At 44.5% G+C, this 20,222-nt stretch carries 15 protein-coding genes; 11 read left to right on the plus strand and 4 right to left on the minus strand.

All coding sequences use genetic code 11. The features are described 5' to 3' along the window. The first annotated feature begins 391 nt into the window (after positions 1–391). Positions 392–1,108 (plus strand): Crp/Fnr family transcriptional regulator, encoded by a 717-nt coding sequence (locus ACED45_RS04975; RefSeq protein WP_371713416.1) that lies wholly within the window; start codon positions 392–394, stop codon positions 1,106–1,108. Positions 1,109–1,292: 184 nt separating this feature from the next. Then, entirely contained in the window at positions 1,293–1,451 is a 159-nt protein-coding gene (locus ACED45_RS04980) for a hypothetical protein (protein WP_017070406.1), read from the plus strand. An 88-nt stretch (positions 1,452–1,539) separates the two neighbouring features. On the opposite strand, the gene ACED45_RS04985 is transcribed toward ACED45_RS04980, so the two are convergent. Together ACED45_RS04985 and ACED45_RS04990 are read right to left on the minus strand one after the other, a co-directional pair. Next, positions 1,540–2,193, minus strand: a complete 654-nt coding sequence (locus ACED45_RS04985; protein WP_285954584.1) for a DUF2057 family protein — start codon at positions 2,191–2,193, stop codon at positions 1,540–1,542. A gap of 301 nt (positions 2,194–2,494) precedes the next feature. Then, complete coding sequence (locus tag ACED45_RS04990) at positions 2,495–4,057, minus strand: arylsulfatase (RefSeq protein ID WP_146490187.1); 1,563 nt, start codon at positions 4,055–4,057, stop codon at positions 2,495–2,497. Between the two features lie 346 nt (positions 4,058–4,403). On the opposite strand from ACED45_RS04990, the gene ACED45_RS04995 reads away from it, so the two are divergent. The 9 genes from ACED45_RS04995 to ACED45_RS05035 all read left to right on the plus strand — a co-directional run bounded on the left by ACED45_RS04995 (position 4,404) and on the right by ACED45_RS05035 (position 16,367). After that, positions 4,404–5,951, plus strand: coding sequence for an arylsulfatase (locus ACED45_RS04995; RefSeq protein ID WP_146490206.1), 1,548 nt, complete (start codon positions 4,404–4,406; stop codon positions 5,949–5,951). 208 nt (positions 5,952–6,159) lie between these two features. Next, positions 6,160–8,547, plus strand: coding sequence for a tetratricopeptide repeat protein (locus ACED45_RS05000; RefSeq protein WP_371713417.1), 2,388 nt, complete (start codon positions 6,160–6,162; stop codon positions 8,545–8,547). Between the two features lie 184 nt (positions 8,548–8,731). After that, positions 8,732–9,715 (plus strand): AAA family ATPase, encoded by a 984-nt coding sequence (locus tag ACED45_RS05005; protein WP_017082359.1) that lies wholly within the window; start codon positions 8,732–8,734, stop codon positions 9,713–9,715. Positions 9,716–9,727: 12 nt separating this feature from the next. After that, positions 9,728–10,690, plus strand: coding sequence for a DUF58 domain-containing protein (locus ACED45_RS05010; RefSeq protein WP_017080116.1), 963 nt, complete (start codon positions 9,728–9,730; stop codon positions 10,688–10,690). Further along, positions 10,691–11,233 carry a DUF4381 domain-containing protein gene (locus ACED45_RS05015; protein ID WP_371713418.1) on the plus strand — a complete coding sequence of 181 codons (543 nt, stop codon included), beginning with the start codon at positions 10,691–10,693 and terminating at the stop codon, positions 11,231–11,233. It abuts the gene before it with no gap. After that, positions 11,226–12,305 carry a vWA domain-containing protein gene (locus ACED45_RS05020; RefSeq protein ID WP_050621573.1) on the plus strand — a complete coding sequence of 360 codons (1,080 nt, stop codon included), beginning with the start codon at positions 11,226–11,228 and terminating at the stop codon, positions 12,303–12,305. The genes ACED45_RS05015 and ACED45_RS05020 overlap by 8 nt, the downstream gene beginning before the upstream one ends. Further along, positions 12,298–14,004, plus strand: coding sequence for a vWA domain-containing protein (locus ACED45_RS05025; RefSeq protein WP_371713419.1), 1,707 nt, complete (start codon positions 12,298–12,300; stop codon positions 14,002–14,004). Before ACED45_RS05020 ends, ACED45_RS05025 begins: the two co-directional genes overlap by 8 nt. Further along, positions 14,001–15,383, plus strand: a complete 1,383-nt coding sequence (locus ACED45_RS05030; RefSeq protein WP_371713420.1) for a BatD family protein — start codon at positions 14,001–14,003, stop codon at positions 15,381–15,383. Before ACED45_RS05025 ends, ACED45_RS05030 begins: the two co-directional genes overlap by 4 nt. Positions 15,384–15,461: 78 nt before the next feature. Further along, the gene (locus tag ACED45_RS05035; RefSeq protein ID WP_371713421.1) at positions 15,462–16,367 is read left to right on the plus strand and encodes a LysR family transcriptional regulator; all 906 of its coding nucleotides are present in this window, start codon (positions 15,462–15,464) and stop codon (positions 16,365–16,367) included. A gap of 232 nt (positions 16,368–16,599) precedes the next feature. Here ACED45_RS05035 and ACED45_RS05040 read toward each other — a convergent pair whose 3' ends face one another. Next, complete coding sequence (locus tag ACED45_RS05040; protein WP_371713422.1) at positions 16,600–19,074, minus strand: putative bifunctional diguanylate cyclase/phosphodiesterase; 2,475 nt, start codon at positions 19,072–19,074, stop codon at positions 16,600–16,602. Beyond that, positions 19,071–20,189, minus strand: coding sequence for a substrate-binding domain-containing protein (locus ACED45_RS05045; RefSeq protein WP_285954576.1), 1,119 nt, complete (start codon positions 20,187–20,189; stop codon positions 19,071–19,073). Before ACED45_RS05045 ends, ACED45_RS05040 begins: the two co-directional genes overlap by 4 nt. Positions 20,190–20,222: the final 33 nt, after the last annotated feature.

Here is a 20,222-nt window from a genome sequence, read left to right on the forward strand (position 1 = left end):
CTTTGAAAAGCGAAATGTCGCTTAGCTAAGTGTCCAGTCTGACTGGAGCAGATCATACATCGATATGTTACTTATGTCTAGAATTAGGCCTGATTATCAATATTAGTGAGCAGAATCTGTTTCATTCGACATTAGTCAACAAGATAGCTATTACTCAAAGCCCGTATGCATAAGAGCTTTGTATCCAATTAAAGCTAGAAGCACCTAAAGGATCAACAAGTGTAGGTCATTTTTATTGGTTTTTAAGCTAGATAAATGAATTAAGATACTAAGAACTATGATTTTCTTTAGAGGGAAATACAGTGTTGTATTGGTAATGAGCTACATTTAAGTAACGCGGAGAAATACCGTGTCAATGCTGTATGAAGACTATCGGAGGAGGAACTAGTTATTGTTAGAACCAACAATCAGTGAACAAATACAATGGCCATGTGATTTACCACAAGACTTTATAGACAGCCTACTCGAAATCGCTGTTTTAAAGACGGGCATACATAGCCTAGAAATTACGAAAAAATTTCAAAACCTACCGGGCGTTTTCTATATTCTTAAGGGCTCAGCAGGTATCTGCTTTTCAACTGAAAACATGAAAAGCTTATCTGGTGGTGTTATTGGAAGGGGAGATTGGATGGGTGCTTTGTCTATACATGCTGACTACAACCTCTTTGCAGTGGCAGAAGAAGTCGAGCCTATCACTATGGTACTTTTTCCTGCAAGTAAGGTATTAGAGCTCGCAGAGCGGAAGTGCATGGTTTACAAATGGCTACTTCACTGTGGAACCAAAGCGCAATCTATTTGGATGCAGGCTTACTTATCCTCGATTCATGAAAAAGAGCAGAAAACCATTTACGTCTTGTTGGAACTTGCGGCACGCCAGACCAATATCGCGGGGGCAACCGTCAGCATTAATATTTCACAAATTCAACTGAGTTCGATAACAGGCATATCAAGACCTAGGCTAAACGAAGTTCTTAAAGGGATAGAGCAACAAGGCTTGGTTAAGATACAAAGAGGAAAGGTGTTTATCACCGATGTTAAGGGCTTGTATGAGCATATTTCACCGATGAATTTGATGATACGAAATCCTGTCACTGAGATTAAGTCCTAACATGTGTATAACAAGAGCGAACTGAGTCGAACTTTTCTCTCATTATTGTTAAATTTACCAACACTTAATGGGTATTTCACAACAAAATTAGCTTCTGTGTTCTTTTGGGAACATACATTGTTTTTCCATATCTATAACTTCCTCGCTAGATTTATAAATTGAAATAAAGCGGAATAGAATTGTTATGAAAATGGCTGTATTGGAATATAAAGTATTGGGGCTTGGTGATTGGATTAAAACAAGAGTTTCTAGCCGCTGTGCGCACTTACTGGCAGCAGAATACAAAGCGCTAGGATGGCCAACAAAAGTAGATGGAAAAGTGTTATCGACTGAGTCGGCTTAATCAATATAAGCCTAAATCATCTAGATGAAGACAAAAAAGAAGCTGGCAGTGTGCCAGCTTTTTTCATTTTTAAATTCAGACCATTGAGCTACTTGTTCACGTAATCTTTGAATTTCTGCTTGGTTTCAGCATCGGCTTTTTCGTACCAGAAATACAGCATTTCTTCAGCAGTATTCGCCGCATTCGCATCAATCTTTGCTGGTAGAGTGACTGGTTGTACTACAGTCGCAGCTGTGCCTGTACTAGCTCCTAGTGTTAGTGCAGCGACACCTCCTTTCTGGTTGTATTCCTTTGCTTCTTGAGGAAATTTACGACCAATCTGCATACCATCTTTCAATAGCTTGTCTTGCTTAACACTGATTGTATTTTGGTTCTCATCAACTAATTTCCAATCTAGGTTCTCAAAGCCTTTCTTTGCTTCAGCGGTATTACGGTATTTAGGCATATCAAACGTTAATACGGCGTTTGTCGTGCTAAAGGTTGCAATAATAGCATCGCTATCAACAAACTCGCGGTCGTTACCTTTATCAAAAGCAAGTTGATATTGGAATACGATTTGGTTTTGGCCATCTGGAACGGTGAGGGTTTTATGAGATGAAAATAAGCTGCCATCTAGGTCAGGCTTGGCTTCATTTACTGCCAGAATATCAACACTTGATGGAACTTTGATTTCAACGTCAGCTAATACTGCTGGTGCAGCAACGATAGTTGAAAGTAGGGCAATGCTTTGGATTGTCTTCATAATCATACAGTTGTTATGGTTAGTTAAATTACAATCGCACGGTAAGAACTCCAATTCAAGTCGTGTCATAAGGATTTGAAAAAATTTGCGAAATCTTAACGCAACAGTCATATATCAAGGTTCATATTGACTAGTGTGAGTTCTTATTTTTGAAAAATGAGCGGATAGCTTTGATATGAATTGTATTAGTTGACGGTTAGCGCCTATATGTTCTTTGTATTGGATACTAAAAAGCCGAGATAACGTTTGAGCTATCACGGCTTTGTTTGGCTTTACTTGGAGAGGGAGCGTTAGCTAGTTATTACTTAGCTTGTGCTGCTGCCGCTTCTAGTTGCTTAAGTTTACCTTGAAGCATGTAAGCATTCTGGTTGAAGTTACCAGGGTTCAACACTTGGCTTTGCTGCATAGGGTAGTCAGGTAGCGTGTTCATGAACTCTTGCACTTTGCCGCCTACAGGTACGAATAGCCACATGTTGTCTGCCATCCAACGTAGGTACATGCCAGATTCGTGTGGTGCTTTTTCGAATGGGTCAGCACGTAGGTGAACTACTTGAGGCCAGTTTGGTTGGAAACGCACAGCATCAACGATGTTACCATCCATAACAGCGAATGAAATCTTGAAGTCGTTCCAACGTACAGCATTTAGTTCAGCGTTAGCAGAGAAGTAAAGCATGCTGTCACGAGGGCCTTTCTCTTCTTTACCTTGGAAGTAAGGTAGGAAGTTGTAACCATCTAGGTGTACACGCCAGTTTTTACCGTTGTAAGTTGCACCTTTGTCAGACGCTAGCTTCTCAACCACTTTATCATCACCAGCAGCTGCTAGTAGCGTTGGAATCCAGTCTTGGTGACCCATGATGTCGTTGATCTTAGTTCCCGGTTTGATAGTGCCAGGCCAGCGAACTAGCTGAGGAACACGCATACCACCTTCGTAAGTTGTACCTTTCTCACCGTGGAAGTAAGTAGCACCACCATCAGGCCAAGATACTGTCTCTGCACCGTTATCGGTAGAGTAGATTACGATTGTGTTGTCTGCGATTTTAAGCTCATCAAGCTTGTCTAGAAGGATACCTACTTGGTCATCGTGCTCTAACATGCCGTCAGCGTAAATGCTGATACCTGATGCGCCTTGGTATTTTTCTTGTAGACGAGTCCACACGTGCATACGTGTTGTGTTGTGCCAGATGAAGAATGGTTTGTCAGCTTTCACTGCTTTTTCCATAAAGGCTAGAGATTCTTCTAGGAACTCTTCATCCGCGTGCTCCATACGCTTACGCGTCATAGGACCTGTATCTTCAATCTTACCGTCAGCAGTAGACTTGATTACACCACGAGGTCCGAAGTTCTTACGGAACTCAGGGTCTTTAGGGTAGTAGTATGTCTCTGGCTCTTCTTCTGCATTCAGGTGGTATAGGTTACCGAAGAACTGGTCAAAACCGTGGTTCGTTGGAAGGTGTTTATCTTGATCACCCATGTGGTTCTTACCGAACTGAGCAGTCATGTAGCCTTGTTCTTTAAGAAGGTCAGCGATAGTTGGAGCCCAATCTGGGATACCGTGATCAGAGCCTGGCATACCGATAGTTAGTAGACCTGTACGGAAAGGTTCTTGACCCGTTAGGAATGCAGCACGACCAGCAGTACACGATTGCTGACCGTAGTGGTCAGTAAATAGTGCGCCTTCGTTAGCAATACGGTCGATGTTAGGTGTTTCATAACCCATCATACCGTTGTTGTATGCACTGATGTTGAATACACCAATGTCATCACCCCAGATAGCAAGAATGTTTGGTTTTTCTGCTGCTGTTGCCGCTGAAGAAGCTGCTAATAAGCCAACACCTAATGCTAGTTTATTAATTTTAGTACCCATAAGGACTCCGATTCACTTTAAAGATTAATGCGTTAGAGCAACACATCGTTGGGCAAACATTAATCTCTAAAATCGGTCGTGTCTTTTTATAGTGGTTATAACTAATTGTTATGGGGTTATTGTAACCTTTTGATTTTTAGGGTTTTGGTGCTGTTTACTCATTTTGCCCTCTAACGTCATGTGTGATCCTTATCATGTTTATATACGTAAGTTCCATCGTCTAGTTGTGCGCGTCGCTGTGAAGAAAAATGACAAATAGATTAATAGTTTAGTGAATCTCGCGATCGTTCAAAAAATGGACTATACGTTGTAGGGCAGGATGCAAATAACTAACGAAGAGGTTTCTATGACAGCGAAATATGGCGTCAAACGTCGATTAGCGATTTTGGGTACTGCGATGATGGCGGCTTCCACCACCACATTCGCGGCAGAAAAACCGAATATTCTCGTCATTTGGGGTGACGACATTGGTCAATCTAATGTCAGTGCGTACACCTTTGGCTTAATGGGGTATCAAACTCCGAACATTGATAGCATCGCCAAAGAAGGCATGATGTTTACCGATTACTACGCAGAGCAATCTTGTACCGCAGGTCGCTCTACGTTCATTACAGGTCAAAGTGTACTGAGAACAGGCTTAAGTAAAGTAGGCTTGCCAGGTGCAGATATTGGTCTTCAAGCAGAAGATGCAACCATTGCTGAACTGCTTAAACCTATGGGTTACATGACTGGTCAATTTGGTAAAAACCACCTTGGCGATAAAGATGAATTTCTTCCAACAGCACACGGGTTTGACGAATTTTTTGGCAACCTTTATCACCTAAATGCTGAAGAAGAGCCTGAAAATGAAGATTACCCAACCGACCCAGAGTTTCGTAAGAAATTCGGCCCGCGTGGTGTTATCAAATCATTTGCTGACGGCAAGATTGAAGATACGGGCCCATTAACACGTAAGCGTATGGAAACCGTTGATGAAGAAACACTCGATGCCGCACTCGATTTCATGGATCGCGCTGTGAAAGCTGATAAGCCATTCTTCGTTTGGTGGAACGCAACACGTATGCACTTCAGAACGCACGTGAAAGCGGACAGTAAAGGTGTGACTGGTGTCGGTAACTACGCTGATGGTATGGTTGAGCACGATCGACACGTTGGGCAACTATTGAAGCAAGTGGATGAGTTGGGAATCAAAGACAACACGATTGTTTTTTACTCAACGGATAATGGCCCACACATGAACTCTTGGCCTGATGCGGGGACAACCCCGTTCCGTGGTGAGAAAAACACTAACTGGGAAGGCGCATACCGTGTACCAGCAATGGTCCGTTGGCCTGGTAAGATTGAACCAGGAACAGTATCCAATGAAATCATGCACCACATGGACTGGATGCCAACCTTCGTTGCCGCTGCTGGTGATGACCAAATCAAAGAGAAACTACTTAAAGGTCATACTGCTGGTGATAAAACGTTTAAGGTTCACTTAGATGGTTATAACTTCCTTCCTTACCTAACGGGTGAAGAAGAAAAAGGCCGTCGTTCAGAGATATTTTACTTTACCGATGATGGCGATTTAGCGGCGCTTCGTTACAACCAATGGAAAGCGGTGTTCATGGAGCAACGTGCAACGGGTACCATGCAGATTTGGTCAGAACCGTTCGTGACGTTACGTCTTCCTAAGCTGTTTAACCTGCGTATGGACCCATACGAAAACGCAGATATTACTTCGAATACTTATTATGACTGGTTGTTAGACCATGCTTATATGTTTGTCCCTGCGCAAGCGTATGTAGGCGAGTTCTTAGAAACGTTTGCCGAATACCCACCACGCCAAAAAGCAGCAAGCTTTAGCTTGGATCAGGTTATGGAGAAACTTCAAGAGAACCATAATAAGTAAGCTTTGGTTTATTGAAACTGATAGTTTGATGAAATTGCTAACATGAAAGAGCTCTTCGGAGCTCTTTTTTTATGCGCATATCGATGAGTCAATCCAGGTCGTGAATATGAATCACAACTATCGAGTCAACGGCCACTAAATAATTGTAATTTCATTGTTTTTACGTCTACCTTATTAAGCATAAGGATGTATAAAAACAAGGAATGTTATGTCTGCATGGTTGTGCTCGCTAGTGAACGGATTGAAACACCAGCGAGTTGCAGTATTATCCGCAATGTTGTCTTTACCTATGTTATCGATGCTGAGTGTCAATGTGTATGCAAATGAACAAGCTCCGACGACGACTGAAGCTTCGCTTAGTGGTTCAGAAATTTTAGATGCTGACTCTTCCAAGGCTACGTATGTCGGTTCTGAAGCATGTGTTGACTGTCACAGCGAAGAAGTGGAAGCGTGGCAAGGCTCTCATCATGATATGGCGATGAAACACGCGACTGATGAGTCCGTTTTGGGTGATTTCAACGATCAAACTGTGACTCATAAAGGAAAGCCCAACCGTTTTTTTCGCAAGGGTAATGAGTTTTGGGTCAACATCGAAGGGCCGGACGGTCAATTCAAAGATTACAAAATCAGCTATACCTTTGCCTTTGAGCCTCTACAACAGTACATGGTTGAGTTTGAAGACGGACGCGTACAGTTGATTCCTTTCGCTTGGGATTCTCGCACCGAGGACGAAGGCGGCCAACGCTGGTTTCACCTTTACCCTGATACCACCAACACCGATGAATTCTACTGGACCAATAGCGGTCAAAACTGGAACTTCATGTGTGCTGATTGCCATTCAACGAACCTAGAGAAAAACTACGACAGCGCGAGTAATACCTACAACACTACTTGGTCTGAGATTAATGTCGGTTGTGAAGCGTGTCATGGCCCTGCGAGTGAGCACGTTGAAAAGGCTCAGCTAGCAAAAGCTAACGGTGGAAAGGATGCTCCAGTCTCGGCGCATTATGGTTTTGACCGCGACTTGTCGAAGTCGGTCAAAGAGTGGATCTATCAAGAGGGTAATTCAACCCTGCAACCAAAAGACATCATCCATACCAATCAAGTTCAAACCTGTGCTCAATGCCACAGCCGTCGTACTCAGTTAAATGAAACGGGTGATCACGTTAACGGGTCTTTCTTTGATAAGTATCGCTTGAGCTTGATTACCCCAGAGCTTTACCATAACGATGGTCAAATCTACGATGAAGATTACGTTTACGGATCTTTCTTGCAATCAGTGATGGCTGAAAAAGGCGTCACATGTACTAACTGTCACGATCCACATACTGCAGAACTGAAAATTGCCGAAGAAGCGGTGTGTAGCCAATGTCACATTGCATCAGAGTACACGCCTGAAAAGCACACCTTCCACGAGGCGAATACCGAAGCTTCACAATGTACGACTTGTCACATGCCAGAGACGACTTACATGGAGGTCGACCCAAGACGCGACCACAGTTGGCATATCCCGCGTCCTGATATTAGCCAACACATTAAAACGCCGAACGTGTGTACTAGCTGTCATGAAGATCAAACCGACCAGTGGGCAGATAAGCAAATCGGTGAGTGGTTCCCAGATTCTAAGTATCGTAATCAGCAGCATTTTGCCGTTGCCTTTTATGCTGACTCAATAGGGCACAGAGGGGCAGAGGATGCGTTGGCATACTCGGCTCAGGACTCCAGCTTAAGCAATATCATTCGTGCATCGAGCTTAGAACGTTTGGGCGGCAATACGGGTAAGAATACGCTTATCTCGCTAGCAAGAGCGGTGAAACATGATGATGAAATGATCCGTTTGGGCGTTGTGCAAGGCTCGTCTGGTTTCCCATTCACTGACCGTTGGCAAATTCTAGAGCCGCTACTGAAAGACCCTGTATTGTCGATTCGTTCAGAAACCGCAGGTGCATTGGTACGTTATTGGGGAGAAATGAACCCTCTGCAGAAAGATCAAATCAAGCCTGCATTGGAAGAGTACATTGAGATACAGCAATTTAATGCCGATAGAGGATTTGGACGAACTAACCTAGGCAACGTTTACCGCGATCTAGGTCAGCACGATAAAGCGATTGAGTTCTATCAAGGTGCTATCGAGATTGAGCATTACTTCGAAAACAGCTACGCCAACTTGGCGGATTTGTATCGAGCGCAAGGTAACGAAGCAAAAGCGTTGTCGACGTTGAAGCAAGGTATTGAAGCTCAGCCGAAATCGAGTGTATTGCCATACAGCACAGGGTTATCTCTGCTTCGAGTGAAAGATTACGAACAAGCAACGGACTACCTTAAACAAGCCGCTGAAACTGCGCAAACCGACCCACAATATTGGTATGTGTACGGATTGGCTTTGGAGAAATCTGATGTGCTTGCAGCAAGTCAATCACTGCACAAGGCTTACCAATTTAGCCGTAACCCACAGCACTTGTATGCCCAGTGTGAAGTGTTGGCGCGAAACAGCCTTATACCGGGCGTACCAAAGGCGTTTGAGCAATGTATTTCATCACTGAGCAAGGTGGCACCGCCGGAGGCCATTAACCAATTGAAAGCTAAGTTTAAATAAAGCGATGAGGTGAGCTTGGCTATCGTGCTTGCTGCTTATTCCGCTTGTAATTAATTGTCTCGCTTATGAGCAATTATCACGTTTATAACTTATCGCGCTGATGAACAATTATCACGTGTATAACTAATAGTTATGGGGCTTGTGAGTAGGATGTACGCAGCCAGATTGAATTAAGGGAAGACCTATGAACCATGCGCAACAAGCAATAAACCAACTGATTGAACAAACAGAGAAAAGTGTTATCGGTCAGAGCCACGTCGTTCGGGCTCTGGTGATAGGGTTATTGACTAATGGGCATGTGCTTTTAGAGGGACTTCCCGGTACAGCGAAAACTCGTTCAGTGAAATCGCTGGCGAACCTACTGAACACCAGTTTTGGTCGAATTCAGTTTACGCCTGACCTGCTGCCATCAGATGTAACCGGTACAGAAGTGTATCAAGAGCTTGATGGAAAGCCTCAGTTGCACTTTCAACCGGGTCCTATTTTCAACTGTATTGTTTTAGCCGATGAAGTGAACCGTGCTCCTGCAAAGGTACAAGCGGCTCTGCTTGAAGCCATGGCGGAAGGAACGATTACGGTGGGTGGTCAAACTCATATCCTACCTGATCTATTCATGGTGCTCGCTACGCAAAACCCAGTTGAGCAAGAAGGTACGTATCCACTGCCTGAAGCACAGATGGACCGTTTCATTATGAAAGTCACGGTCGACTATCCAGAAGATGAAGCTGAACGCGACATCATTCGACTTGTGCGCAGTGAGGAACTCGGTAGCGAGACGAGTTCGGAATTAGTCACGCCACAGCATATTGAACCTGAATTGGTGCTTGAAGCGCGCCGCCAACTTCCAGACATTACCGTTTCCGATTTAGTTGAGAACTACATCGTGGCTTTGGTAATGGCTACACGAAAACCTGAGCGTTATCCAGAATCAGACTTATCGAAATGGATTGAAATTGGTTCAAGTCCTCGCGCTTCTATTTCATTGGATAAATGTGCTCGCGCTTATGCGTGGCTGCAAGGGCGTGACCACGTCACGTTAGACGATGTGCGTGCCATGTTGCCAACCGTATTAGGCCACCGATTCTCGTTGTCTTACGATGCATTGGCCGATGGTGTTGACCATCAAAGAGTGGTTGAAGAACTGCTTGATAATGTTGAGATTGGATAACTAGGGGGCGTCATGGCGAAGCCAACACAAGCTCCCAAACCGCAAGGCCTTGATCCTCGACTGTACTGTGACTATTCAAGGTTAGTGCGAATTCAGGCTCAAGCTGAGTCATTTTCACTGTTACCTCATTTAAAAGCGGGCAGCGTACTTTCGGGCAGACATAACTCTTTGTTCCGTGGTCGTGGTTTGAACTTCGAAGAATTACGTCATTACCAATTGGGTGATGATATCCGTAATCTCGATTGGAAAGTTACCATGCGAACGGGTAAGCCTCATGTTCGTAGCTATACCGAAGAGAAAGACCGTAATGTGATGATCTGTGTCGATCAGCGCAGTTCGATGTTCTTTGCCTCTCAAAACACCATGAAATCTGTTGTGGCTGCTGAAGTGGCGGCACTGTGTGGGTGGCGAGTGCTAAAAGATGGTGACCGTGTCGGCTTCGTTTTAGCCTCACACCAAAAACTGTTTCATACCAAAGCGCAGCGTTCACAGTCTGATTTACTGGCTCAGTTAAAGCATCTTACCAAGGCTAATCAAAGCTTAGACGTGAGTGTGAGTGACAGCGAGGGTGTTGGTTTTAGCCAGTGGATTGAACTGATCAAACGAATGAGACTCAAGCAATCAACCTTGATATTCATTAGTGACTGGCGAGACTGCCGAGAACAACATCTCGATCGACTAAAGCAGTTACAGCAACACAACGATATCTTGGCCATTATGGTCACCGACCCATTAGAACAGTCATTGCCTCAAGATCTTGCAAGCGCAAACTGGGTGGTGGGTGATGGTCGTTTTCAACTTAATCTGGATAGCCAATCTAAGGTAAACCTCGCGAGTGAAAGTCTTGCTCAGAAAGCGGCACTTCAGAAACAGTCCCTTGCTAAATTGATGGCGATGAAAAACCTCCCTTATATAGAATTAGACACGTCGGGCAATCACATATCACAGCTGCAGAAGCTAGTGGGAGGGCGCTAAATGGCTGTTGAACATACTCCTCCAAGTACCTATATCCTCCGCGAACTGCACGATGTAGCGATTCCTGACAGTGTGAGCTGGGCTCCTCAAACGATCGGCTGGAAGATCCTTGGCGTTATTCTGTTATTGGTCGCTATCTATCTGGCTTATCGTTTGGCGCAGAAATGGTGGAATAACCGTTATCGCAAAGAAGCGCTTCAAGAGCTCATGATATTGGATGCACGAGACAAAAATTCAACAGAACGAACCTTCAAAGTACTGAAAGTGGTACTTCGTTACCTAGACAGCAGTAATGCAAAGCTGTTTGGACAAGCCTATGTAAACCGTCTAAACGCTTATCTGCCTGGTCGCGCTAACACAAGTGAAAACAGCAATGCGTTCTTTGCCGATGAAGTTTCGGAATTATGGATGCAAAGCCTAATTGACCCTAATGTGCGTTTGAGCTTTGAACAGCGTTTAGAGGTAATTCAAACCGCGATGATGTGGCTAAAACTTCACAAGCCGAATGTACAGGTAACGGTTGAGGGGCAAGACAATGTTTGATGTTTTATCTGCCAGTTTTGAATTTGCGCATCCGCTGTGGTTTATTGCGCTGCCTTTACCGTTGTTGGTCTACTTTGCGGTGCCAGCTTATCGAACTAAGCAAATGGCGATTAAGGTGCCATTTTTTCGAGAATTGGTAGAAGCGATTGGGGAAGCACCGTCAGAAGGTGCAAGCCAGTTAACTCCAAGCTGGTGGCAACGAACCACGCTCATTATTACTTGGGTATTGGTCGTGTGTGCGTTAGCGAAACCAACCATTCTTGGTGAGCCACAGGTTCGCGAACAATTGGGTCGTGATGTGATGGTGGTGGTCGATTTGTCTGGCTCAATGGCGGAGCAAGATTTCACTTCTAAACAAGGCGATAAAATCTCTCGTTTAGATGCGACCAAAGAGGTGCTGGCTGATTTTGCGAAAACCAGAAAAGGTGACCGACTCGGTTTGATCTTGTTTGGTGATGCAGCGTTTGTACAAACGCCATTTACCGCGGACCAAGATGTATGGCTTGAACTGCTTAATCAAACCGATGTCGCGATGGCAGGGCAAAGTACGCACTTGGGCGATGCAATTGGCTTGGCGATCAAGGTGTTTGAACAAAGTGAAAAGCAAAGTGCTGCCGTTCAAGATTCAAACGTCGACACCAACGAAAAAGAGAAAGTCGTGATCGTATTAACAGACGGTAATGATACAGGAAGTTTTGTTGAGCCTATCGATGCCGCAAAAGTCGCCAAGGCTAAAGGCGTTCGCATTCACGTTATTGCGATGGGCGATCCACAAACCGTTGGTGAAGTGGCTTTGGATATGGAAACCATCAAACGAGTGGCTCAAGAGTCTGGTGGCGAAGCCTTTGAGGCGCTTAACCGCGACGAACTGACCAAAGCCTACGCTCAGATTGGTGAGCTAGAACCACAATTATATGAAAGTACCACTTATCGCCCTAAACAGGGGCTGCACCACTATTTGATGGCGATTGTTGTAGTGATGTATTTGACCGCATTCAGCTTAGCAACGATACGCCGAAGATCGCTGCTCGCTTCTTCGGCTAAGAATTTGAAAGGAGAGAGTGATGCCTGATTCTCTCACGATACAACAGTTCTTTACCCAGTTTCATTTTATCCGACCTTTGTGGTTGTTGGCCTTTATTCCGATGTTCTTCCTGTTATGGGTTCGTTGGAGAGAAGAGACCAAACCAACGTGGAAAGACATTTTACCTACACATTTACGTGATGCATTGACGATTGGCGAAACAGGCTGGCGCAAGCAACTACCGTTGAAGCTATTGGTGGTGATTGTGACTATCGCCATCATTATCTGTTCTGGCCCAACATGGCAGCGTGAGGCTTCGCCTTTTGGTGAAGACAAAGCGTCGATGTTGGTTGTGCTTGATAATAGTGAATCTATGCTTGCTAAAGATTTGCCTCCAAGTCGCTTGGAACGATCTAAGCAGAAAATTAGAGACTTATTGGCAGCTCGCAAAGGCGGTAATACGGGCTTACTGGTTTATGCAGGCAGCGCACACGTGGCGATGCCCGTCACGCAAGACAGCAAGGTGTTTGAACCGTTTCTAGCGGCTATCACACCCGATATCATGCCTGTTTCAGGTAAGTCAGCAGAGGAAGCACTGCCACTGATTAATCAGCAACTGTCTGGTGAGTTAGGCTCTTCTGTACTGTTGGTATCAGATGGTGTAAACCCAAGCACCATTAGGGCGTACGAGAGTTTCTTTAACGACAATCCGTATCAGTTGCTCATTCTCGCCGCAGGAAACAGTAATGTGGTGAGCGATAACCCTGTCGACCTAGATTCACTGCGTAACTTAGCGAGTAAGACGGGTGGACGAGTGATTGAAGTGACCGTTGATGATTCGGATATCCAACAACTGAACAGAGCGGTTGAAAGAAACATGCAGCTCAACGGCGAATCTTCAATGCCTTGGAAAGACATGGGCTATGGACTGCTTATTCCAATGGCTTTCATTATGTTGCTATGGTTCAGAAAAGGGTGGTTGGTGCAGTGGTGTGTCGTTGGTTTGATGATCACAAGCAGCATGTATTCACCAGACACTTTGGCGAAAACAGTCAACTTAACCGCTGAGAAACCAGTTGTGGTGGAGTCGGTTACTACTTGGGACAAAACAGCTCAATGGTGGTGGGACTTATGGTTAACGCCCGATCAGCAAGGTCAACGCCTGTTGAATCAGAAAGAATATCTTCAAGCTGCCAAACATTTTACTGACCCAATGCGAAAGGGCGCGGCTTATTACTATGCTCGTGATTTTAAGCTCGCTCACAGTGCGTTTTTGCAAACCAAAACTGACCTTGGTTTGTACAATGCAGCGAGTGCGTTAGCTAGGCAGCGTGAATACCTTGCCGCACGAGACCTCTTGAAATCATTAAGTGAGAAAGAGGACCTGTCACCAGAACTAAGAACGGATGTGGAGAACAATCTTGCTGTGCTTAGTGGAATTGTCGAAGAGGTAAACCGAACCAGTGAAAGCCAGTCTGGAACCACAGATGGCCCTGAAGAATCTTTAGAACTCGAAGACGATCAGCCGCGAACGGGTGATGGCGCTGAAGAAGAAACGGTAGCGGAATTGATGCTTAAGGAAACACTTAACGCGAATGAGATTTTGGGCAGCCAAGAGCTTGCCGACAAGTGGTTAAAGCGAGTAGAAGCCGATCCTAAGTTCTTCTTGAAATCCAAATTCCAAATTCAGTTAAGAGATCCTGCGCCTTCCATCGAACAAGCGTCAAAACAGGAGCAAACGCAATGAGTCGATATGATTTAGCTCTTGAAGCGATTCAATCAAAGCGAGCGCGATTCACAGCCCGCACATGGTTGTTGTCGATGACTCTTATGTTGAGTTGGTTTTTTCCTGCTGTTGCTTCTGCTGCCGATATCTTCGATCTGCAAAAAAGTGGTGACGTTGAGCTTATCGCTTGGATTGGCGAGAAACCCAAGTCAGGCGACAAAATAACGCCGGGCAAAGTCAGCGTAAATGAGCAGGTCATTCTGAACATTGAGGTGGCGACACCGCGCTGGTTAACGGGCGGCACTCGAATCGGCAGTATCGAAATCCCTAACGTTATCGCTAAGCAGCGTAACCAACTCGCGACGAACTACACAGAAAGAGTCGGTGGTACTACATGGTCACGTCAGCGTTGGGAATTGACGCTTTATCCGATGACTTCCGGTGAGTTTGTTATTCCAACCGTACCGGTTCGTATCCAAGTTTCTGCTCCTGATGGTTCAAACGTGGGCGGTACGCTTTACACGCAGCCGATTAAGTTTGAAGCTTCGTTGCCTTCAGGTTTACTCGATAATGAAACGCCTTGGTTTTCTGCGACAGAAGTAGATATAGAGCAGCAATGGCAACGCTCAAGTGAAGAGCTAAAAGTTGGCGATGCTATTACTCGAACTATCACGATTAAGGCAAAAGACAGCTTTTCTGTGTTGCTGCCAGATGTGCTAACCAATAAGTCCACTAAGCAGTTCCAAGCTTACCCACAGCCCAACCGTTTAGATGACACTCAAGAACGTGGTGATTATCGCTCAAGCCGAGTTGAACAGACTGTATATGTGATTCAGCAGGGTGGTGAGTTTACGCTGCCAGAGTTTTCATTTCAGTGGTGGGACAGCAAAAATCAACGCCTTGAAAACGTGGTGATAAAAGGCGAAGTGTTTGAAGCCAAACACACAGTCCAATCTTTCATCAAGGCCTACATGTCGGTGTTTATTACTGTTGGTTTGGTGTTGTTAGTCTGCATTGCGTTGATTGTTTCGGTTAAGCGTTACTACGCAAACCGCCCAACACCGAGTTGGCTGGTACTACGTCGTTTAGTTAAGCAAGGTAATTGGGCTGCATTAAGAACCTTTATCTACCGTCAATTGCGAAACCAAACCTCTCAGTTAGAACTGAATAAAGTGCAACTGGATAAAGCGCAACATGGTAAATCAAATGGACAAAAGCGTTGGCTAGAAGATAGCGAAGCCCTTCAACAAGGATGTGAAGATAAAAACGTATTCACTCGTTTATGGAAAGGGTTACGTAACTTGCCCAGTGACACATCAAACTCAAGCAATTCTCGTTCAATTGCCGCTCGCTTGAAAATCCCTAAAGCCTTGCCAAACTTAAAAGATAGAACTAAGTAGCAAACTTTAGTTATTCGCATCGAACATAATCGGCAGGTTCTCTACTATGGGGAACCTGCTTCTTTAATATGGAACTGTATGAAAAGTACCGAACTAAATCTAATTCCTATATTTGTTGCTATCTATGAAGAGCAGAACTTATCTAGAGCTGCTAATCGCATGGATATAAGCCAACCAGCAGTGAGTAAAGCACTTGCAAGGTTGAGAGATATCTATGATGAGCCACTGTTTCATCGCACCACATCAGGCGTAGAGCCAACCACATTCGCTATTGATATCTATCCTGCAATGGCCGCTGCACTTAAAAACTTTACTTCTACCTTATCCGCATCAAGAGACTTCGATCCTAAAACCTCAGGCCGCGTGTTTTCCATTGCCTGCGTCTCGGCGGCGAGCTACGAAATGATGCCAAAAGTCATGCGGTTAATCAGCCAAGTCGCACCAGGTATCGCGTTAGAGGTTCATCCTCTGTTTACCGAAGACTATGAGTCTGATTTAAGGCTGCAAAGACACGACGTGATTGTTGATATGACGCCTAAAGGAAGAACCATGCTTAAGCACGAGGTGATTTCTACAGAAGAGCTGGTGGTGGTGTGTAGTAGTGATCATCCTACGGTTGGCGATACCATCGATATGGAACAGTTCTTAGCACTCGAGCATGTGGTGGTCTCTAGGTGGCATGCGCGCAAAAGCTTATTAAGCTCTGAGCACTATAGTGACCTTGAGAAACGTAGAATCGTGTATCGCGCAGCGGGCGTTGTAGAGATGCTTCCTGTTATCGAAGGCTCTGAGTACATCGGAGTAATGCCTATTTCATCAGTGCGTTGTTTTGCTGAAAAGTACGCGGTAAAAACACTGCCATTGCCCTTCGAGTTGGAAGACCTCGATATGTGTATGATTTGGCATCCAAGCCGTACTAATGAACCAAGCCATAAGTGGTTACGAGCTAAGATCAAAGCGGCAGCAAAAGATGTAGCTAGTTAGTACGATAGAGGGCAGTGCAATGGAAAGTATTCGTGCGATTTTAAACGGAAAGAAAGCCAACACAGTGGCACTCTGACTATAGATAAAGGCTGCTTCACTGATGAGAACTTTGAGGTTGCTTTTTGTAACGGCAGCTTGGTCCGTGGGGGCAGCCCGAAGGCTACACTTGTTTCGTAAAAAATCGGTGAAGGAACTTAACTCACTGAAACTTTATTAATTTAAGGAACAGGCACTAAGCTTCTCTTTGGCTCTGCTCAGAGTTAAGCAAGAAGTATGACACCCAATCATCGATGGGCAAAGGTCGAGCAAAGAAATAGCCTTGAGCATATTTGCAGCCAATTTGGCGTAGAGTCTTTACATGATTTTGTGTTTCAAGGCCCTCTGCAATCACTGAAAAATCAAGTATTTGTGCAAGCTTGAGTACCGCGCAAGTAATCTCATAATCTACTTTCGAAGAATTTATGTCTTCAATAAAGCTTCGATCTAATTTGACGCAATCAGCAGAAAGATTTTTCAATACGGACAAAGATGAATAGCCTGTACCAAAATCGTCGATAGCGATTTTGTAACCTTTAGAATGAAGCAGCTCTATGGTTCTTGAGCAGGTTTCGAAATCTCGCATCATATCTCTTTCCGTGATTTCCAATAATAGCTGATGAGGCTGACAATCTGTTTCATCGAGTATCTCTTGCAGTTGTTCTGCTAGGTCAGTCATGTAGAACATTCTTGCTGAGAAGTTGATGGAGAAAATCACACCCTGAAGATTCATTCCCGCGCATTGCCACTCAGTGATCAGGTTTGCCACTTTCTTAAATACCCATTTATCGATGTCGATAATGAGGTCACTTTTTTCTGCTACTTCAAGGAAATCGACAGGGGGAAGCAGTCCCAATTTAGGGTGGCGCCAGCGAATAAGCGCTTCGGCACCAATGATTTCTTGAGAATTTAAGTCAACTTTTGGCTGGAAGTACACTTCCAGTTCGTCGTTGGTAATCGCTTGACGAAGTCCAATATTGGTTTCAATTATGTCATTAACTTCGTGAGTCATTTCATCTGCGTAGACTCGATATTGATCTCTACCATTTCGTTTCGCATGATACATAGCAGTGTCTGCGTTTCGAATTAAGGTTTCAAGGTTCGAACCATGGGTAGGATATTCACATACCCCTATACTTGCCGAAACAAAAATAGAAGTGTCATTGATGTAATAAGGCTTTCTTAATGCTTGATTTAAGCGTTCTGCAATGGGTTGTCCTTCTTCCAATCCTATATTCGAAAACACCACTAAAAACTCGTCACCGCCCATTCGCGCCACAAAACCTTTATCGCCCACTAAGTTGTTTAAGATGTGAGATACGTTAACTAACAAGTTGTCGCCCGAGGCATGCCCCAATGAATCGTTGATTGTCTTGAACTCATCTATATCGAGATAAAATAACAAGAAAGGTACGTTATGTTGACTGGATTGTTTGATCTCTTTGTCCAACTGCTTCGTTGCTAAAAGTCGATTAGCTAAGCTTGTCAGTGGGTCGTGATGAGCAAGGAAATCAAAGTTTTTCTTCTCTTCAGTGAGATCTAAATAAGCTTCTGAAAGCCTTGAAGCCATATCGTTGTATGCTTTTTCTAGGTGAGACCATTCGTCACGTCTGCCCAAATTGATTGGGTTTTTTAGGCTACCGGATTCTAAACGGTCGAAGCCATGTCTAAGCGCATTGAGTGGTTTTCTAATGTGGTGTCTAACAACGTGGCTAACCAGCAACATCGATAATACAAAGGCTGAAAAGCTGATAACAATTGCGTTAAGTCTTGATAAGCCAATCTCTTTTTCAAGTTGGTCTGTTAATTCTAAGGCTTGGCTTTGTACACGTGATTCCGTTTGTTCTACCATCTCCAACAAGTCACTTTGAGCAACTAACAGCGATGCCATCACCAACCAACGCTGTTCCAGATTTGCTCGAATGCGTTTTAAAGCCGCGTTGTATCGTTTCACTGTGCGGTGGATTCGTTTCTTCTCTGCGATAACCGCCGCCGTTCCAATATCAACGTTTTCTAAGTGGAGTAAAAATATGTCGAGCTCTTTCTCGACTTCGATAAGCAGAACTTTCTCCGTTTCTGGTGTGATACGGCTGTGAATGTCACCGACCATTTTACCCGAGGTGAGGAATGACTCTCGTAGCATGTTGATGAGGTCTAATTCATTGTTATAACGGATGAAATTAGGTTGGTCTAAGTGCTTTAGCTTGCTGTCGGCTATCGCAAATTCGAGTTGATCAAGTTGCTCGGCTAACGCAGCGTCGATTTGATTGGTCTGCTTGAGGATTCGATTTAATGCTAGCGAACTGCCTAAGAAACGATGGAAGTTATCGATAAAGGCGTCGATCTTCTGCGAGAACCCTTCGTTGGTCGAGAGATCTCTCAGCCGTTGCAGTTGGAAGTCAACATTGAACGCTTCTTCAGACAGTGTGGTTTCACTGAACAAAAAGGTCTGCTCCAGCAGCTTAACGCGAGAGGTTAAAGTGAATACGCGTCGGCTGATCTCTGAGTTAACAATCAAATCTGATACGTGTGTTGAGGTTTCCGTTTTGAGAGTCGACTCGACGTAATAGAGCGAGCGGATCACCATGATGACGGCAAGGCTCACAATCAATAGCGAAACCAGGTTCGAAATAATGAGCCGTTGGGTTATGTTTATCTGAGGTAGTTTCATTGTGGCTTCCAAATTTTCAGATATGCTTCACGGTAGCCATTTTTAGGGTCGTAGATTCCTTTGTCTGACTGGCTGATGAGTTCTTCAACATTATCGGGCGTGACGAGATGTACAGGGGCAGAGTAGCCACTTGGAGGCATCTGGTTGAATGCTCGGTTGAGCTCGTCGACAATTTGCCAACCTTGCAGATATAAGGGTTCAGGTACAGTAGCCAGTTGGAATTGACCGCTATTAATCCTTTTGTATGCGGCTTTGCTGCCGTCACCTGCCGAAATGTTTTGTGGTATTAGCCGATGCTCTTCGAGGTTAGATTCAAAAGAAGGGATAGCGTAATCAATGTACAGGTCGTTGATGGTTAAGATATGAGTGATTTTCTCGTCATACTTCTTATCAAGTTTCTTCAATGTCGCAGGCATCTGCTCGGCAATTTTATCGAGTGGTAAGTAGTTCAGCTCAAGTACATCACATGTACCGCAACGTTTGATGGTGTTGACCATCGCGTTAGCTTTTATCATCGCTATTTCATAGTTCGGGTCGGTAAACACAATGGTTTTTGCTCGCCCGTTTGAGTTTACGATCGCGAGTAGCGCTGCCACTTCCGCTACATCGAGAGGATCAGTGGTAATGTTGGTGTATAAACCTATTTCAGGATTGCCGCCGACAAGCTCGGTTGCGTGCCAACCAATGACAACAATTCCGAGATCTTCCGCTTGCTTCAAAATGGTTTTGTGTCGAACAGCATCAATACCGCCGAGAACAATGGCATCGGGTTCAAAGCTAATCGCTTTTCTGATAGCTGCACCTTGGCGTACTTCAGAGCCCAAACCATCAATGAACCTTAGATGCCAATTGATGTTTGAAATAGCCTCGGAGATGCCTTTACCCACCCCGTAAACACCACCATTACGTAAATCAGAGGCGACAAAAATAACGTTTTTTTCATGACGTACAGCAGGGCCTTGTATTGGACCATGCCAAGTGCTTTGGTTGGAAACCGCACGCATCACTTTTTCTTCAGCATATTTGAAGAAATCATCGTCATGATTACCCGCAAAACTCGGAGAGTAGCAAGTAGCAGCGAGCAACAAACTCGCAAAATTTAATCTCTTATTCATATGGCTTATAAAACGCTTTAACTTATAATCACC

The organism is Vibrio crassostreae, from assembly GCF_041439375.1.
GTDB classification, from domain to species: Bacteria; Pseudomonadota; Gammaproteobacteria; order Enterobacterales; family Vibrionaceae; genus Vibrio; species Vibrio crassostreae_D.

Bases quoted from the DNA above. Each gene is read 5' to 3' on its own strand.
- ACED45_RS04980 (WP_017070406.1), top strand. From the start codon at position 1,293: ATGAAAATGGCTGTATTGGAATATAAAGTATTGGGGCTTGGTGATTGG.
- ACED45_RS04985 (WP_285954584.1), bottom strand. From the start codon at position 2,193: ATGAAGACAATCCAAAGCATTGCCCTACTTTCAACTATCGTTGCTGCA.
- ACED45_RS04990 (WP_146490187.1), bottom strand. From the start codon at position 4,057: ATGGGTACTAAAATTAATAAACTAGCATTAGGTGTTGGCTTATTAGCA.
- ACED45_RS04995 (WP_146490206.1), top strand. From the start codon at position 4,404: ATGACAGCGAAATATGGCGTCAAACGTCGATTAGCGATTTTGGGTACT.
- ACED45_RS05000 (WP_371713417.1), top strand. From the start codon at position 6,160: ATGTCTGCATGGTTGTGCTCGCTAGTGAACGGATTGAAACACCAGCGA.
- ACED45_RS05005 (WP_017082359.1), top strand. From the start codon at position 8,732: ATGAACCATGCGCAACAAGCAATAAACCAACTGATTGAACAAACAGAG.
- ACED45_RS05010 (WP_017080116.1), top strand. From the start codon at position 9,728: ATGGCGAAGCCAACACAAGCTCCCAAACCGCAAGGCCTTGATCCTCGA.
- ACED45_RS05015 (WP_371713418.1), top strand. From the start codon at position 10,691: ATGGCTGTTGAACATACTCCTCCAAGTACCTATATCCTCCGCGAACTG.
- ACED45_RS05020 (WP_050621573.1), top strand. From the start codon at position 11,226: ATGTTTGATGTTTTATCTGCCAGTTTTGAATTTGCGCATCCGCTGTGG.
- ACED45_RS05025 (WP_371713419.1), top strand. From the start codon at position 12,298: ATGCCTGATTCTCTCACGATACAACAGTTCTTTACCCAGTTTCATTTT.
- ACED45_RS05030 (WP_371713420.1), top strand. From the start codon at position 14,001: ATGAGTCGATATGATTTAGCTCTTGAAGCGATTCAATCAAAGCGAGCG.
- ACED45_RS05035 (WP_371713421.1), top strand. From the start codon at position 15,462: ATGAAAAGTACCGAACTAAATCTAATTCCTATATTTGTTGCTATCTAT.
- ACED45_RS05040 (WP_371713422.1), bottom strand. From the start codon at position 19,074: ATGAAACTACCTCAGATAAACATAACCCAACGGCTCATTATTTCGAAC.
- ACED45_RS05045 (WP_285954576.1), bottom strand. From the start codon at position 20,189: ATGAATAAGAGATTAAATTTTGCGAGTTTGTTGCTCGCTGCTACTTGC.